Here is a 15,034-nt window from a genome sequence, read left to right on the forward strand (position 1 = left end):
CATGTGTGGCACCTGCGGTTGTTCCGAGGAGTCCGGCGGGACCCGGATCACGATGCTGCGCGAGGACGACGGAGCGGATCACGGCCATCCGCACCCGCACCCGCACGGACATCCGCACCCGCACGCTGGCCTTCGGCCGGACGGCGCCGTCGAGACCGTCACCATCGAGCAGCGGGTGCTCGCCAAGAACGACCTCCTCGCGGAGCGCAACCGGACGTGGATGACGGAGCGCGGCGTCGTGGCCGTGAACATGATGAGCTCACCCGGTGCCGGCAAGACCACCCTGCTCGAACGCACCATCACCGATCTCGCCGGCCGCCGCCCGGTGGCCGTCATCGAGGGCGATCAGGAGACCCGGCTCGACGCCGACCGGATCGGCCGCACCGGCTGCGCCGTGGTGCAGGTGAACACCGGGGCCGGCTGCCACCTGGACGCGGAGATGATGTGGGACGCGCTGACCGCGCTGTCCCCGGCCGAGGGCTCACTGCTCATGGTGGAGAACGTCGGGAACCTCGTCTGTCCCGCCCTGTTCGACCTGGGCGAGCGCGCCAAGGCCGTGATCATCTCGGTCACCGAGGGCACGGACAAGCCGCTGAAGTACCCGTACATGTTCGCCGCCGCCGACCTGATCCTGATCAACAAGGCCGATCTGCTGCCCTACGTCGACTTCGACGTCGAGCAGTGCACGCGGCACGCGCGCTCGGTCAACCCGGACGTGCGCGTGCTGACGGTCTCCGCGACCACCGGCGAGGGCCTGAGCCACTGGTACGACTGGCTCGCGGCGCAGCGGTAGCGCCTGCTGTCCGGGAACGCGGGGGGCCGGCGCGGCCGCCGGCCTCTCCGCCTCCGCCTCAGCGCTTCGCGGACCGCACGATCGTGAACGCCGCACCCTCGGGATCGGCGACCGTCGCGACCCTGCCGGAGGCGCCCTCCCTGGGTGCCTGGAGGATGTGCCCGCCGAGCTCCACCACCTGCTGCGCGGCCTCGTCCGTGTCGGCGACCTCGAAGTACGTCATCCAGTGCGGGCCGCGGTCCCTCGGCAGGCCGTGGCCGACCCCGTGCAGCGACGCCACCGGGCGGCCGTTCAGGTGCAGGGTCTGGTAGTCGAAGTCGGCCGAGACCACGGCCTCCGTCTCGTAGCCGAAGACCGCCTGGTAGAACTTGGCGACCGTCGCCGTCTCCCGGGTCACCAGCTCGTTCCAGACCGGCATTCCGGGTGCTCCGGCCGGCGAGGTGCCGATGTGCCGGGCGGCCTGCCAGATCCCGAAGACGGCTCCTCCCGGGTCGGAGGCGATGGCCATCCGGCCCGCCTCGCCCGCGTCCAGCGGCCCGACACCCACCGTGCCGCCGCAGGCACGGATCGCCTCCGCCGTGAGATCGGCGTCGTCGGTGGCCAGGTAGGTCGTCCACGCGATCGGCAGGTGCCGGTCGGGAGAGAGCTGCCCGATGCCGGCCACCTCCTCGCCGTCGATCAGCGCCCGGACGTACGGGCCCAGCTGCTCCGGGCCCGGTCCGAACTCCCAGCCGAACAGTTCGGCGTAGAAGTTCTGGGTCGTGTCCAGGCCGTGCACGATCAGGCTCACCCAGCAAGGTGTTCCGGGTGTACGCCGCGCGGCAGCCTCGGTCATCGTCACTATCTCCTCGGACCATCGTGGTGGCCGTACGGGGGAACGGGGCCTGCGCGCCGTCGTGCGGTACGGGATGTGTACGCCCCGTGCAGATGCTTGCACCACCCGGCGCTCGATGCGCCCCGGCCGCGCCGCACTTTCCGTGATCTCGACGGACGAGGTTCCGCTTTGTGCCGGTACGACCATTTCGTCTTTGTTACGGGCTGGCAGGCCACTGCGCGAGGATGGCTCCCATGAAGCCCATCATCTCTGCATCCGAATGTGTGAGCGAGTCGGCGGGGCCTCGGCCGCCGGTGCTCCTGGACGTACGTTGGCAACTGGGCGGTCCGCCCGGCCGGCCCGACTACGAGGCCGGGCACATCCCCGGGGCGGTCTACGTCGATCTGGACAGCGAACTCGCCGGCCCGGCGGGCAGCGGGGGCCGCCACCCGCTTCCGGAGCCGGCGCAATTCGGCGCCGTGATGCGCCGCGCCGGGGTCGGCCGGGACAGTTCGGTGATCGTGTACGACGGCGGCCAGGGCTGGGCGGCGGCCCGCGCCTGGTGGCTGCTGCGCTGGACGGGGCACCGGGACGTCCGGGTGCTGGACGGCGGTCTCGCAGCCTGGACCGGCGAGCTGTCCAAGGAGACCCCGGCCCCAGCCGAGGGCGATTTCGTGCCGGAGCCGGGGGCGCTGCCGCTGCTGGACGCGGACGGCGCGGCGGCCCTGGCGAGCTCCGGCCTGCTGCTCGACGCGCGGGCCGCCGAGCGCTACCGGGGCGATGTGGAGCCGATCGACCGGGTGGGCGGGCACATCCCCGGCGCGGTCTCGGCCCCCACGGTGGAGAACGTCGGGGCGGACGGGCGCTTCCTGTCCGCGCAGACGCTGGCCGCACGCTTCACCGGGCTCGGTGCCGACGGGGACGCCGTGGACGTCGGTGTCTACTGCGGCTCGGGCGTCTCGGGCGCGCACGAGGTGCTGGCCCTGGAGGTCGCCGGGTTCACCGCTGCTCTCTACGCGGGCTCCTGGTCGCAGTGGTCGGCCGACGAGATCCGGCCGGTCGCCACGGGCCCCGAGCCCCGGTAACGGGACGGCGGGCCGTAACCGGGAGGCGGGGTTCCGCCCACGCAGCGTGAAGGGGCCCGTACGCAAGCGCGTACGGGCCCCCGTCATGCGGCGGTCACCCCGGTCAGTCCTGCTTCTTGCGGCGCGTGCCGAAGACGATCTCGTCCCAGCTCGGCACCGCGGCCCGGCGGCCCGGCCGGACGCCGTCCGCCTCGGCCTGCCGGTCGGTCGTGCCGGTCAGCCGGTCGCGGTGACCGGCCACCGCGCGGGGCATCAGCACATCCGCGTAGGCGGAACCGGCGCCCGCGGAGGCGGCCGGCGGCTCCTCGGCCTCCGGCTCCTGTGCGGCCGGCTCGATCGCCGGCGGCTCGGGCGGTGCGGGGCGCTCCGGTACGACCATGTCGCCCCGGAAGCTGGGCACGGCCTCCAGGAGGCTCGTGAGCGAATCGCGTTCGCTCGCGGTGACCCCGCCGATGCGCTCCTCCGGCTCGGGCGGCGGAGGCGGCGCGGGGCGCTCGATCTGGCGGTCCAGGGCGCGGTCCAGCGGCCGGTCGCGCGGCAGCCGGGCGATCCGCGGGACGAACGGGAAACTCGGTTCGGGCGCGGCGACGTCGTCGGTCTCGCCGATCAGCGAGCGCGCCTCGTCGTCCACCGCCTGAACGAGCCGGCGCGGGGCGTCGTACGTCCAGCTCGCGGAGTGCGGCTCACCGGCGACCCGGTACACCAGGAGGACCTCCCAGGTGCCGTCGTCGCGGCGCCAGGAGTCCCACTGCACGGTCTCCTTGTCGGCGCCGCGCAGCAGGAGGCGCTCCTGCACCGCCTCGCCGAGCTGGGGTCCGGTGTTCTCGCCGGGGCGGCGCACCGGCGTCTTCCGGGCGCGCTCGGCCATGAAGGCGCGCTCCGCGAGTACGGGGCCCTCGAAGCGGCGGACGCGGTCGACCGGGATCCCGGCGAACTGGGCGACTTCCTCCGCCGACGCGCCGGCCCTTATCCGGGCCTGGATGTCGCGGGGACGGAGGTGGCTCTCCACCTCGATCTCGATCTGGCCGAGCCGTGCGCGGTCGTTGCGCACGGCGGCTCGCAGCCGCTCGTCGATCGGGAGGGTGTACTCCGTGCTGTCTGCAGCCTTGAGCACCAGTCGTGTGCCGTCGTTGGAGACGGCCACGACACGCAGTTCGGGCATGGGGACCTCCCGGGTGGTGCCTGCCGACGTCACGTGCGTCGCTGCTTCCGCTAGTCGAGTGTGACCTGCCCGGGTGCAGCCTGCCACAACATTGCCGTGTTGCCCGGCGTGTCGGGCGTGAGCCCTTGATCGCCGGTATGGCACGGTGACCTCTTGCACAACACAAAGTATCAGTTGGTCACTCTGTGCAGCCGGCCCCCGTGCGATGCCGCGGCGCCGCCGGATCGAGTGCCTCCTTCGGCCCCCTCCCGAAGGTTCCGGACTTCCACGCGGGAGTCCGGCCCCAGGGCTCGCCACAGTACTCCATTCGGGCCATGTGGGTGGACCGCCGCGCCGCTGAAGTTCTCGCGAGGTACGGGAGTTGAGCCGCCCCGTTGGAGGCGGGATGTCCCTCTCGCGTGTCCTGCTTCACAGAATCACCGTAAACGGAACTATCGGCTTCGCTCAAATGTCCCTTCTGTTGCATGGTGGGAGCGATGTCAATCAAGGGCTGGAAATGGTGCAGAAGCCGGAAAGTGACATAGAACCCAGAGAAAGGCGGATCGATCTCAGCCTGCCCCAGGTCGCGGGCAGTGCCGTCGCGGCGGTCGCGGCGGCGGTGGCGGCCTCACAACTGGGCGTGTACGGAACGATTCTCGGCGCCGGAGTGATGAGCATCGTGGCCACCTGCGGGGGCTCGGTCTTCCAGCACTTCTTCCGTCGTACGGGTGAGCAGATCCGCGAGGTCACGGTCCAGGTGAAGCACCCGGACCGTGAGGTGACCGTGTATGCGCGCCAGACGCGTGACGCCGGTGACCCGGACGGGACGTGGGGGACCCCCGAGACGCAAGTCGCCCTGCGTGAGGCGGCCGGATCCGCCGATGCCGCCGCGGTACCGCCCGCGATGGACGCCACGACGCTCCTGCGCCGGCCGGACGCGGCGACCGACGCGCCCCAGGAGGCGGACGCGACCACCGTTTTGCGCGCCGTGGACGCCACCACCGTCCTGCGTGCCGCGGACGCGACCACCGTCCTGCGCAAGGTGTCGCAGGACCCCGGGCGCACCCAGCTGATCAGAGCGGTCGACGGAACCCGGCCGCTCGCGACGGCTCCCGGGGCCGGGGACGAGGAGTTCACGCAGGCCACCACGCACGGCACCCGGATCCGCGGCTGGAAGCGCTCGGCGCTCGGGGCCGCCGTGGTGTTCGCCGTCTCGATGGCCGGGATCACCACGTTCGAGCTGGTCTCGGGCAACGACCTGAGCGGCGGTCAGGGAACCACCGTGGGCTCCGTCGTACGCGGCGAGCGCGGATCGGCGCCCGCAGACCCGGCGCCGTCGCACAGCACGGACCCCGGCCAGGACGACCGGCCCACCCCGGACCGGAGCGGCAGCTCCACCCCAGGCACCGGCCAGGAGCCGGGCGGACAGAGCCGGAGCCCGGAGACGGACCGGGGCGAGAGCCCGGCGACGGACCCGGCACCCACGCCCACCCCGTCGGACTCCGCGGCCGACCCGGCGCCGCCCACCCCCACCCCGTCGGAGACCGGCGACGGCGGCAGCACCGCCCCCGACCCGGCGGGCACGGGCAGCGCCCCGGCGCAGCAGGACCCGCCGGCCGGCACGGACACCGGGGAGTGAGCGGGCGCGGCGGTCAGTCGCCCAGGACCCGGCGCAGGTAGTCGTTGGCGAACAGGCGGTCCGGGTCCAGCCGGTCCCGGACCGCGGTGAACTCTCCGAAGCGCGGGTACACCCCTGCGAGGTAACCGGCGTCACGGGTGTTGACCTTGCCCCAGTGCGGGCGGCCCTCATGGGCGGTCATGATCCGCTCCACCGCCGTGAAGTACGCCTGGTAGGGCGTGCCCCGATAGAGGTGGACGGCGATGTACGCGCTCTCCCGGCCCGAGGCCGTGGAGAGCGCTATGTCGTCGGCGGGGGCGGTACGCACCTCCACCGGGAAGCTGACCCGCAGCGGTGAACGCTCCACCATCGCCTTGACCTCGCGCAGCGCCTCCACGGCCGCCTCGCGCGGCAGGGCGTACTCCATCTCCACGAACCGCACCCGGCGCGGGCTGGTGAAGACCTTGTACGGGATGTCGGTGTAGGTGCGGGCCGACAGGGCGCGGCTGGAGAGCTTGGCGATCGAGGGGATCGTGGCGGGTACCGCCCGGCCGAGGGCGCAGGCCGCCTGGAAGATCCCGTTGGAGAGGAGCTCGTCCTCGATCCAGCCGCTGACCTTTCCGGGCGGGGCCGCGGGGCCCGCGCTGCGGTTGTTGCGCTTGGTGTTGCAGTTGCCGGTGTGCGGGAACCAGTAGAACTCGAAGTGCTCGTTCTCGGTCACCAGCTGATCGAAGTCGGCCGTGACCCGGTCGAAGGCCATCGGCTCCTCGCGGGCGGCCAGCAGGAAGACCGGCTCCACGGCGAAGGTGATCGCCGTGATGACGCCGAGGGCGCCGAGCCCGATCCGCGCCACGGCGAAGATGTCAGGGTTCTCGGTCGCCGAACAGGTCAGCACCGTGCCGTCCGCCGTGACCAGCTCCAGGGCGCGGATCTGCGCGGATATCGACGCCGATTCACGGCCGGTGCCGTGGGTGCCGGTGGAGGTGGCCCCGGCGACCGTCTGGTCCATGATGTCGCCCATGTTGGTGAGCGAGAGGCCCTCGCGGGCCAGCGCGGTGTTCAGGCGCTTCAGCGGGGTGCCGGCCTCGACGGTCACCGTCATCGCCGCACGGTCGATCTCCCGGATGCCGGTGAGCAGCTCTGGGCGTATCAGCAGCCCGTCGGTGGCCGCGGTCGCGGTGAAGGAGTGGCCGGTGCCCACCGGCTTCACCTTGATGCCGTCCTCAGAGGCCCGGCGCAGCTCCTCGGCCAGCTCCTCCACGGAGGCGGGTGACACGGTCCGTACCGGACGGGCGGTGACGTTCCCCGCCCAGTTACGCCAAGCGCTCGTCGCCGTCCGTGCGTAGGTGTCGGTCATCTTCCCCGCGCCCTTCCGTAGGAACCGGCCCACTGAGCCGGCGGTACCCCAGGAACGCCACCGCGGCCGCGATCGCCCCCGCCACCGCGGGCACCGCGTACCCCGCCTTGGCCCCGGACGCGTCGACCACCCAGCCGGCGGCCGAGGAGCCGAGCGCCACACCTACGGCGAGCCCGGTGCTGGTCCAGGTCATGCCCTCGGTCAGTCTCGTGCGCGGTACGTGCTGTTCGACGAGGGCCATGGTGGTGACCATCGTCGGTGCGATGGCGAGGCCCGCGACAAAGAGCGCCACGGCCAGGAACGGCAGGTTCCCGGCCAGTTGGAGGGGGATCATACTCACGGCCATCGCACACACTCCCACCAGCCACCGGCCGGACGGCCTGCCCTTCAGGTGCAGCAGGCCGAACACCGCCCCGGCGAGGCAGGAACCCAGCGCGTACACGGCCAGTACGAGGCTCGCCGCGGCCTTGTGGCCGCGCTCCTCCGCGAAGGCCACCGTCACCACGTCGATCGCCCCGAAGATCGCCCCGGTCGCCACGAAGGTGACCACGAGGACCTGGAGGCCGCGGGAGCTCATCGCGGAACCCCTGGTGTGCCGCGCGTGTGGATGCGGCACCGGCTCCGTGGCCCGCTGCGCGGTCAGCCAGAAGACGCCGACCAGCAGGAATCCGGCGGCCAGCAGCGGACCCGCCTCGGGGAACCAGGCGGTGGACAGACCGATCGAGATGATCGGGCCGAAGATGAAGCACACCTCGTCGACGATCGACTCCCACGCGTACGCGGTGTGCAGCTGCCGCGCCGAGCCCCGGTAGATCTCCGCCCAGCGGGCCCGGACCATCGAGCCGACGCTGGGGACGCATCCGGCACCGGCCGCGAACACGAACAGGGTCCAGTCCGCCAGCCCCTGCTGCGCACAGACCAGCAGACCGGTCACCGACGCCAGCGCGACCAGCGTCACCGGGCGCAGTACCCGGCGCTGCCCGTACCGGTCGACCAGCCTGGATATCTGCGGTCCCACCACGGCGGCGGCCATCGCCAGAGTCGCGGAGAGCGCGCCCGCCAGCCCGTAACGGCCGGTCAGCTGGGAGACCATGGTCACCACGCCGATGCCCATCATGGACAACGGCATCCGGCCGAGGAAGCCGGCCGAGGAGAACCCCTTGGAGCCGGGGGCGGCGAAGATCGCGCGGTAGGGACTGGGCACGGGGTACTCCGGTACGCGTGGTGCGGTCACACGCGGTGTCAGGGGTGAATAAGGCCTGCACAGCTTACGGCCTCACTGTGACCGCCGACGGGGCCGTGCGGGGCGCGACGCCGACCCGGCCGCGGGAGGCCGGAGGAGGCGCGGGCGGATGTCGGTGGGAGCGGTCGGGGGAGGTGCGGGGCGGATGTCGGTGGGAGCGGCCGGGGGAGGTGCGGGGCGGATGTCGGTGGGAGCGGCGCGGGGGGCGGGTGGCAGGATCGATGCCATGTCCGATCTGCGTGAGCCCGCTCCCTACGACGCCCTGCTGCTGCTCTCCTTCGGGGGTCCCGAAGGCCCGGACGACGTGGTTCCGTTCCTGGCGAACGTGACCCGCGGCCGGGGTATCCCCGAGGAGCGGCTGAAGGAGGTCGGCAAGCACTACTTCCTGTTCGGCGGGGTCAGCCCGATCAACGGCCAGAACAGGGCGCTGCTCGACGCCCTGCGCAAGGACTTCGCGGATCACGGACTCGACCTGCCGGTCTACTGGGGCAACCGCAACTGGGCGCCCTACCTGACCGACACCCTGCGCGAGATGGTCCGGGACGGACGCCGTCGCATCGCCGTCCTGGCGACCAGCGCCTACGCCTCCTACTCCGGCTGCCGGCAGTACCGCGAGAACCTCGCCGAGTCGCTGGCCGCCCTGGAGGCCGAGGGGCTGCCGGTGCCGCGCGTCGACAAGCTGCGGCACTACTTCAACCACCCCGGCTTCGTCGAGCCGATGGTGGACGGCGTGATCGCCTCCCTGGCCGACCTGCCCGAGGACGTACGGGCCGGGGCGCACCTCGCCTTCACCACACACTCGATCCCCACCTCCGCCGCCGATTCCTCCGGACCGCGGGAGACGCACGGCGACGGCGGCGCGTACGTCGCGGAGCACCTCGACGTGGCCCGGGTGATCGTCGGGGCCGTCCGCGAGCGGACCGGCGTCGAGTACCCCTGGCAGCTCGTCTACCAGTCGCGCAGCGGCGCCCCGCACATCCCGTGGCTCGAACCCGACATCTGCGATCACCTGGAGCTGCTGCACAGCGACGGCGTTCCCGCCGTCGTGATGGCGCCCATCGGCTTCGTCTCGGACCACATGGAGGTCCTGTACGACCTCGACACCGAGGCCACCGCGAAGGCCGCAGAGCTCCGTCTGCCGGTCCGCAGGTCCGCGACCGTCGGCGCCGACCCCCGCTTCGCGGCGGCGGTGCGCGAACTCGTGCTGGAGCGCGCCGCCACCGAACAGGGCCGGGACCCGCAGCGGTGTGCGCTCGGGGCGCTCGGGCCGAGCCACGACCTGTGCCCCGTCGGCTGCTGCCCGGCCCGTGCCCTCAAACCGGCCGCCGCGGGCGCCGACAGCCCCTACGCGTAGAGCGATTCGATCCGTACCCCTCACACCTCCGGGAGCGCCGTGACCGACCCCCTGCTGTCCGAACTGCTCGACCTCGCCCTGGACGCCGCCCACCGGGCCGGCGCGCTGCTGCGCGACGGACGCCCCGCCGATCTGGGGGTGGCCGCGACCAAGTCCAGCCCGGTGGACGTCGTCACCGAGATGGACATCGCGGCCGAGAAGCTGATCACCGGCTTCCTGTCGGAGCGCCGCCCCCAGGACGGCTTCCTCGGTGAGGAGGGCGCCAGCTCCGAGGGCACCAGCGGCGTCCGCTGGGTGATCGACCCGCTCGACGGCACCGTGAACTACCTGTACGGGCTGCCCACCTGGGCCGTGTCCATCGCCGCCGAACGCGACGGCGAGCGGGTCGTGGGCGTGGTGGAGGCCCCGATGCGCCGGGAGACCTACCACGCGGTCCTCGGCGGCGGCGCGTACGCGAAGGGCGGTGCCTACGGGGACGGTGCCGCCCTGCGCTGCCGGCCCGCCCCGCCGCTCGACCAGGCACTCGTCTCGACCGGCTTCAACTACGTCGCCGACGTCCGCGCGCACCAGGCCGACGTGGTCCGGGTGCTGATCCCGCGCCTTCGGGACATCCGGCGTGGCGGTTCCGCCGCGATCGACCTCTGCGACGTCGCCGCGGGCCGCCTCGACGGCTACTACGAGCGCGGCCTCCACCCGTGGGACCTGGCGGCCGGTGACCTCATCGCCAGGGAGGCCGGTGCGCTGACCGGCGGGCGGCCGGGGACGCCCGCCGACGGCGGTCTGACGGTGGCCGGGTCACCGGGCGTCTTCGAACCGCTGCAGTCCCTGCTGGAGGAGCTCGGCGCCTGGCACGACTGACCCGCCCGACCCGCCCGACCCGCCCGGAAGCCGCTGTGCGGCCCGTGGGCGGCATCGGAACGAAGAAGGCCCCGCTGATGCCGGTACGGCACCGCGGGGCCTTCTCGTAACGGCTCAGACGCTTGTGGCGCCGATGTGGACTCCGTGCTCCGCGGCGAGGCGGTGCAGGTCCTCCAGCTCGCTCTGCTCGACGTCCGCGAGGAAGTCGTCGCCCGTCTCGCGGGCTTTCGTGAGGTCGGACTCGGTGGTCTGGATGCGTTGCAGCAGACCTGCGGTGAAAGCGTCCATGAGGCGCCCCCTCATCGTGGGTCGGTGGCACGGGGGTGTGCCCGGGTTTCCCTCCGCCGAAGCGGTAGGGCGGGTGATCACGCAGCCTCCGGAGGAACGGAGGGGCCAGTGGTACGCCAGATACGAGACGTGATCGCGGGTGTGGAATCGTCCTCCCCAGCCTCACCCTCAGAGAAACCTCAACTGGCCCGGAAAACCACCGCCTTCCGGGAAGCCGCAGGTGGGACCGCGCCGTCTTACCGCCGGTTTATACGCGTTACGGGCAGGATGGAGGCGCACAGACCGGGCCCGGTCGCGGCCCGGATCACCGTCCGACGGTCCGATTCGAACGTTCCGCCGGTCGCTTTCGGACACTGTGCGGCTCTGTTGTGGAAGTTCTAAGGAAGGAAGCGCCGTGCGCGTACTCGTCGTGGAGGACGAGCAGCTGCTCGCCGATGCGGTGGCCACCGGATTGCGCCGGGAGGCCATGGCCGTCGATGTCGTGTACGACGGTGCGGCGGCACTGGAACGCATCGAGGTCAACGACTACGACGTCGTGGTGCTGGACCGCGACCTCCCCCTGGTGCACGGCGACGACGTGTGCCGCCGGATCGTCGAGCTGGGCATGCCGACCCGGGTGCTCATGCTCACCGCCTCCGGAGACGTCAGTGACCGGGTGGAGGGCCTGGAGCTCGGCGCCGACGACTACCTGCCCAAACCCTTCGCCTTCAGCGAGCTGACCGCACGGGTACGCGCCCTCGGGCGCCGCACGACGGTCGCCCTGCCGCCCGTCCTGGAGCGTGCCGGGATCAAGCTCGACCCGAACCGCCGGGAGGTCTTCCGGGGCGATCAGGAGGTCCAGCTCGCGCCCAAGGAGTTCGCGGTGCTGGAGGTCCTGATGCGCAGCGAGGGCGCCGTGGTCTCGGCCGAGCAGCTCCTGGAGAAGGCCTGGGACGAGAACACCGACCCCTTCACCAACGTCGTCCGGGTGACCGTCATGACCCTGCGGCGCAAACTCGGTGAGCCGCCCGTGATCGTCACCGTGCCCGGCTCCGGCTACCGGATCTGACGCCGGTGCCCACAGTCCAGCCGCCACCGACGGCGCCCCCCAAGCCCACCTGGGAGCCCAAGCAGCAGGAGCCGCCGTACCCCTGGCTGCGCCCGACGATCCGGATACGCCTCACCCTGCTGTACGGCGGCATGTTCCTGATCGCCGGCATCCTGCTGCTGTCGATCATCTACATGCTGGCCGCGCAGGCCCTGCACGTGGGCAGCGAGCTGCCGTTCAAGATCGCCAACGGTTCGGTGACCAGCGACATCTGCAACCTGCCGGCGAAGGCGTCGGTCGAGACCTTCAACGCCGCCATGAACGCCTGCGTCAACCACCAGCGTCAGCAGGCGCTCGACACGCTGCTCAACCGGTCGCTGCTGGCCCTCGTCGGGCTGAGCATCATCGCCTTCGCCTTCGGGTACGGGATGGCCGGACGGGTGCTCTCGCCGCTGGGCCGGATCACCCGTATCGCCCGCCGGGTGGCCGGCACGGATCTGTCCAGGCGCATCGAGCTGGACGGCCCGGACGACGAGCTGAAGGAGCTGGCCGACACCTTCGACGACATGCTGGACCGGCTGGAGCGGGCCTTCACCGCGCAGCAGCGGTTCGTCGGGAACGCGTCGCACGAGCTGCGCACGCCCCTGGCGATCAACCGCACGCTGCTGGAGGTCCACCTCTCCGATCCGCAGGCACCCCCGGAGCTCAAGCAGCTCGGCAAGACCCTGCTGGCCACCAACGAGCGCAGTGAGCAGCTGGTCGAGGGCCTGCTGCTGCTCGCCCGCAGCGACAACCAGATCGTCGAGCGCAAACCCGTCGACCTCGCGGAGGTCGCCTCGCGCGCCCTCGACCAGACCCGGGCGGAGGCCGAGGCCAAGGGCGTGGAGATGCGCGGTGGGCTGGCCCCCGCCGTGGTCCAGGGCAACGGCGTCCTGTTGGAGCGGATCGCGCTGAACCTCGTACAGAACGCGGTGCGCTACAACGTCCCCGACAGCGGCTGGGTCGAGGTCACCACCGAGCTTCTGCCTGGCCAGGCCCTGCTCGTCGTCTCGAACACGGGACCCGTGGTGCCCGCGTACGAGATCGACAACCTCTTCGAGCCCTTCAGGCGGCTGCGTACCGAGCGGACGGGCAGCGACAAGGGGGTGGGGCTCGGCCTGTCGATCGCGCGGTCCGTCGCGCGCGCTCACGGAGGCCGTATCATCGCGGAGCCCCGCGAGGGTGGTGGTCTTGTGATGCGCGTCTCACTGCCTGTCTGACAGGCCGGACGGAGCGATTCGCACCCGGATTATTTTGTTCGCTTTGAGCGGAATTTTCGGGACCCGATCCCGGACGGCCCGTGTGTGATCGATCACAAGAGCGAATTTACGGCCGTCCACGCTCCGTGATCAGGGCCCCCACCGGAAATCCGGCAAAAGTCGGGGTTTTCGGGGGTCATTATCACGGGAAGTACACGGGGTGGCGCCGGTCAACGGCGCCGCCGGGACCGTGTACGGTCCCCATCGCCACCCAAGCCGATCGCTATCGAGCGGTCCTTTTGGGTGTCGATTGAGTAACAGACCTTGATGTGAGGCAAAATCTCCGCCTCGGGTCGGGCACAAGTCCGGCCTCTCACGCGTTACGTGCGCTGAGACACCGCAGACACCCAGAGGGGGAGAGCGACATGGCAACGGATTACGACACCCCACGAAAGACCGACGACGACGTCGATCAGGACAGCCTTGAAGAGCTCAAGGCTCGTCGGAGCGACAAGACGGCCTCGGCCGTCGATGTCGACGAGTTCGACGCGGCCGAAGGACTGGAGCTGCCCGGCGCAGACCTGTCCAACGAAGAGCTGGCCGTAAGGGTCCTGCCCAAGCAGGCCGACGAATTCACGTGCATGAGCTGTTTCCTCGTGCACCACCGCAGTCAGCTGGCCCGTGAGAAGAACGGCCAGCCGATCTGCCGCGACTGCGACTGAGGTCCGGTCGGCCGTGGCAGGGGACACACCGTTCCGGAAGCGGCGTCACCGGCGCAGTAAAGAGCCGGAGGCGCATGAGGGCGGTACCGGCCCGGCAGAAGGCCTAGCAGCGCCTGCCGAGCCGTCCGCCCTGCCACCCTCGCCGGGCGGACAGGAAGAGGAGCGGGGCCTGCCGGCCTCGCTCGAAGCAGCCGGCACAGCCGAAGCGGCTGCGGAAGTCGACACGGCCGACAGGGCCGAACAGGTCGACAGGACGGAGCCCGTGACCGGGGCAGGCCGTCTGAATTCAGTGAAACGGGGCGTACGCAAGGGCGGGGAGAGCGCCAGGGCAGCGATCGGTCATATCGCGGACCTGATCATCGATATCGCTCCCCGCGTCCCTGTGCGCGATCTCGCCACCCTGCGCAAGCAGTTTCCCGACCTCGGGCCCGAGGAGCTGGCCGACCGGCTCATCGCGGGCGCGGGCAAGGCCACCGCCACCGTCGGCGCCGGAATCGGCGCGGCGGCCATGATGCCCGTGCCGCCCGCCATGCTCGCCGAGCTGGCCACGGAGATCACCGGTGTGGCCGCGATCGAGATGAAGCTCGTCGCCGAGCTCCACGAGGTGTACGGACTCCGCCCGCCGGGCAGCCTCGCCCAGCGCTCCACCGCCTACCTGACCTCCTGGACCGAGGAACGCGGTATCGACGTCACCCGTCCGGTGACCGTCAACGCGGCACTCGGTGGCCAGATGAAGCGCGAGCTGCGCCAGCAGATCATGAAGCGCACCGTGCGCGATCTGCCGAACCTGATCCCGTTCATGATCGGCGCCACGGTCGGCGCGATGATGAACCGCCGCGAGACCAGAAGACTCGCCGAACGGGTCAGGAAGGATCTGCGCAAGCGCCAGGTCCCCTGGGACCGGCTCCCCGAGCTGCCGCCGCTGGAACGGCCCGCGCTCCCGTACGAACCCCTTCCCGGCGATCCGGCGGACCGGCCCCCCAACGACTGACCGCGGGCCTCAGGCCCGTACCGCCGCCTTCAGTGCCGCCACCAGTGCCTTCGGCTCGCGCGTCGACAGATAGACGTACGGGGTCGGGTCCTGCGGATCGGTGACCTTCACCCGCACCGCCGTCGGGATGTAGCTGCGCAGCAGCATGAAGGCCCGGGTGTCCGCCTTGTACGAGCGCCAGGCGCGCGCCTCCTCGGCGTCCAGCACCTCGGCCTCACCGAGCGCCGAGACCGGGATCCGCGCGTCCCCCGCCACCAGGGCGTCACCCACCACCCGGATCCGGACGGAGCCGTACGAGCTGACGACCACCGCCGAGGCGACCGTGCCGCCCACCAGTCCGGCGAGCAGCGGCAGGGTGCCCAGGGGCAGCAGCATCAGCGCACACGCGATGCCGAACAGGAAGCAGATCACCCACCAGGAACGGGGTGCGGTGAGGCGTTCGTCGAAGGGCGGGGCGGAAGGCTGCATGAGCCCAAGCTTGGCACGGCGCGACCTGCGGGTAGCC

At 71.5% G+C, this 15,034-nt stretch carries 15 protein-coding genes; 9 read left to right on the forward strand and 6 right to left on the reverse strand.

The genetic code is table 11. The features are described 5' to 3' along the window. The first annotated feature begins 1 nt into the window (after position 1). Positions 2-793 carry a hydrogenase nickel incorporation protein HypB gene (gene hypB, locus OG892_RS30670; protein WP_328865187.1) on the forward strand — a complete coding sequence of 264 codons (792 nt, stop codon included), beginning with the start codon at positions 2-4 and terminating at the stop codon, positions 791-793. Positions 794-851: 58 nt separating this feature from the next. On the opposite strand, the gene OG892_RS30675 is transcribed toward hypB, so the two are convergent. Then, positions 852-1,628, reverse strand: a complete 777-nt coding sequence (locus OG892_RS30675) for a VOC family protein (protein WP_371630772.1) — start codon at positions 1,626-1,628, stop codon at positions 852-854. A gap of 233 nt (positions 1,629-1,861) precedes the next feature. On the opposite strand from OG892_RS30675, the gene OG892_RS30680 reads away from it, so the two are divergent. Continuing rightward, the gene (locus tag OG892_RS30680; protein ID WP_371630773.1) at positions 1,862-2,692 is read left to right on the forward strand and encodes a sulfurtransferase; all 831 of its coding nucleotides are present in this window, start codon (positions 1,862-1,864) and stop codon (positions 2,690-2,692) included. A gap of 103 nt (positions 2,693-2,795) precedes the next feature. Here OG892_RS30680 and sepH read toward each other — a convergent pair whose 3' ends face one another. After that, positions 2,796-3,854, reverse strand: a complete 1,059-nt coding sequence (gene sepH, locus OG892_RS30685) for a septation protein SepH (protein WP_073737670.1) — start codon at positions 3,852-3,854, stop codon at positions 2,796-2,798. A 496-nt stretch (positions 3,855-4,350) separates the two neighbouring features. Here sepH and OG892_RS30690 point away from each other — a divergent pair, with 496 nt between their 5' ends. Continuing rightward, on the forward strand, positions 4,351-5,472 hold the full coding sequence (locus tag OG892_RS30690; protein ID WP_371630774.1) for a hypothetical protein: 1,122 nt from the start codon (positions 4,351-4,353) through the stop codon (positions 5,470-5,472). A 13-nt stretch (positions 5,473-5,485) separates the two neighbouring features. On the opposite strand, the gene OG892_RS30695 is transcribed toward OG892_RS30690, so the two are convergent. After that, a complete protein-coding gene (locus tag OG892_RS30695; protein ID WP_073737668.1) occupies positions 5,486-6,808 on the reverse strand; it encodes a D-arabinono-1,4-lactone oxidase in 1,323 nt (440 codons plus the stop codon). Further along, complete coding sequence (locus OG892_RS30700) at positions 6,765-8,012, reverse strand: MFS transporter (RefSeq protein WP_073737667.1); 1,248 nt, start codon at positions 8,010-8,012, stop codon at positions 6,765-6,767. The genes OG892_RS30695 and OG892_RS30700 overlap by 44 nt, the downstream gene beginning before the upstream one ends. Positions 8,013-8,277: 265 nt before the next feature. Here OG892_RS30700 and OG892_RS30705 point away from each other — a divergent pair, with 265 nt between their 5' ends. Continuing rightward, complete coding sequence (locus OG892_RS30705) at positions 8,278-9,405, forward strand: ferrochelatase (protein ID WP_328695392.1); 1,128 nt, start codon at positions 8,278-8,280, stop codon at positions 9,403-9,405. A gap of 39 nt (positions 9,406-9,444) precedes the next feature. Next, positions 9,445-10,263 (forward strand): inositol monophosphatase family protein, encoded by an 819-nt coding sequence (locus OG892_RS30710; RefSeq protein ID WP_371630775.1) that lies wholly within the window; start codon positions 9,445-9,447, stop codon positions 10,261-10,263. 114 nt (positions 10,264-10,377) lie between these two features. Here OG892_RS30710 and OG892_RS30715 read toward each other — a convergent pair whose 3' ends face one another. Further along, a complete protein-coding gene (locus OG892_RS30715) occupies positions 10,378-10,551 on the reverse strand; it encodes a hypothetical protein (RefSeq protein WP_185092415.1) in 174 nt (57 codons plus the stop codon). A 394-nt stretch (positions 10,552-10,945) separates the two neighbouring features. Here OG892_RS30715 and OG892_RS30720 point away from each other — a divergent pair, with 394 nt between their 5' ends. The 4 genes from OG892_RS30720 (at position 10,946) to OG892_RS30735 (ending at position 14,529) form a co-directional block, all read left to right on the forward strand. Then, complete coding sequence (locus tag OG892_RS30720; RefSeq protein WP_018551468.1) at positions 10,946-11,599, forward strand: response regulator transcription factor; 654 nt, start codon at positions 10,946-10,948, stop codon at positions 11,597-11,599. A 5-nt stretch (positions 11,600-11,604) separates the two neighbouring features. After that, positions 11,605-12,837, forward strand: coding sequence for a cell wall metabolism sensor histidine kinase WalK (locus OG892_RS30725; RefSeq protein WP_073737664.1), 1,233 nt, complete (start codon positions 11,605-11,607; stop codon positions 12,835-12,837). Positions 12,838-13,241: 404 nt separating this feature from the next. Then, entirely contained in the window at positions 13,242-13,538 is a 297-nt protein-coding gene (locus tag OG892_RS30730) for a DUF4193 domain-containing protein (RefSeq protein ID WP_003965732.1), read from the forward strand. Between the two features lie 13 nt (positions 13,539-13,551). Continuing rightward, the gene (locus OG892_RS30735) at positions 13,552-14,529 is read left to right on the forward strand and encodes a hypothetical protein (RefSeq protein ID WP_371630776.1); all 978 of its coding nucleotides are present in this window, start codon (positions 13,552-13,554) and stop codon (positions 14,527-14,529) included. Between the two features lie 9 nt (positions 14,530-14,538). Here OG892_RS30735 and OG892_RS30740 read toward each other — a convergent pair whose 3' ends face one another. Further along, a complete protein-coding gene (locus OG892_RS30740; RefSeq protein WP_328865181.1) occupies positions 14,539-14,997 on the reverse strand; it encodes a DUF3093 domain-containing protein in 459 nt (152 codons plus the stop codon). Positions 14,998-15,034 lie beyond the last annotated feature (37 nt).

It is taken from the genome of Streptomyces sp. NBC_00341 (genome assembly GCF_041435055.1).
Classification (GTDB): domain Bacteria; phylum Actinomycetota; class Actinomycetes; order Streptomycetales; family Streptomycetaceae; genus Streptomyces.

What these genes read in the sequence shown, in the direction of transcription:
- OG892_RS30695 (WP_073737668.1), bottom strand. Translation starts at nt 6,808, where the DNA reads ATGACCGACACCTACGCACGGACGGCGACGAGCGCTTGGCGTAACTGG.
- OG892_RS30690 (WP_371630774.1), top strand. Translation starts at nt 4,351, where the DNA reads ATGGTGCAGAAGCCGGAAAGTGACATAGAACCCAGAGAAAGGCGGATC.
- hypB (WP_328865187.1), top strand. Translation starts at nt 2, where the DNA reads ATGTGTGGCACCTGCGGTTGTTCCGAGGAGTCCGGCGGGACCCGGATC.
- OG892_RS30740 (WP_328865181.1), bottom strand. Translation starts at nt 14,997, where the DNA reads ATGCAGCCTTCCGCCCCGCCCTTCGACGAACGCCTCACCGCACCCCGT.
- OG892_RS30715 (WP_185092415.1), bottom strand. Translation starts at nt 10,551, where the DNA reads ATGGACGCTTTCACCGCAGGTCTGCTGCAACGCATCCAGACCACCGAG.
- OG892_RS30680 (WP_371630773.1), top strand. Translation starts at nt 1,862, where the DNA reads ATGAAGCCCATCATCTCTGCATCCGAATGTGTGAGCGAGTCGGCGGGG.
- OG892_RS30675 (WP_371630772.1), bottom strand. Translation starts at nt 1,628, where the DNA reads ATGACCGAGGCTGCCGCGCGGCGTACACCCGGAACACCTTGCTGGGTG.
- sepH (WP_073737670.1), bottom strand. Translation starts at nt 3,854, where the DNA reads ATGCCCGAACTGCGTGTCGTGGCCGTCTCCAACGACGGCACACGACTG.
- OG892_RS30730 (WP_003965732.1), top strand. Translation starts at nt 13,242, where the DNA reads ATGGCAACGGATTACGACACCCCACGAAAGACCGACGACGACGTCGAT.
- OG892_RS30705 (WP_328695392.1), top strand. Translation starts at nt 8,278, where the DNA reads ATGTCCGATCTGCGTGAGCCCGCTCCCTACGACGCCCTGCTGCTGCTC.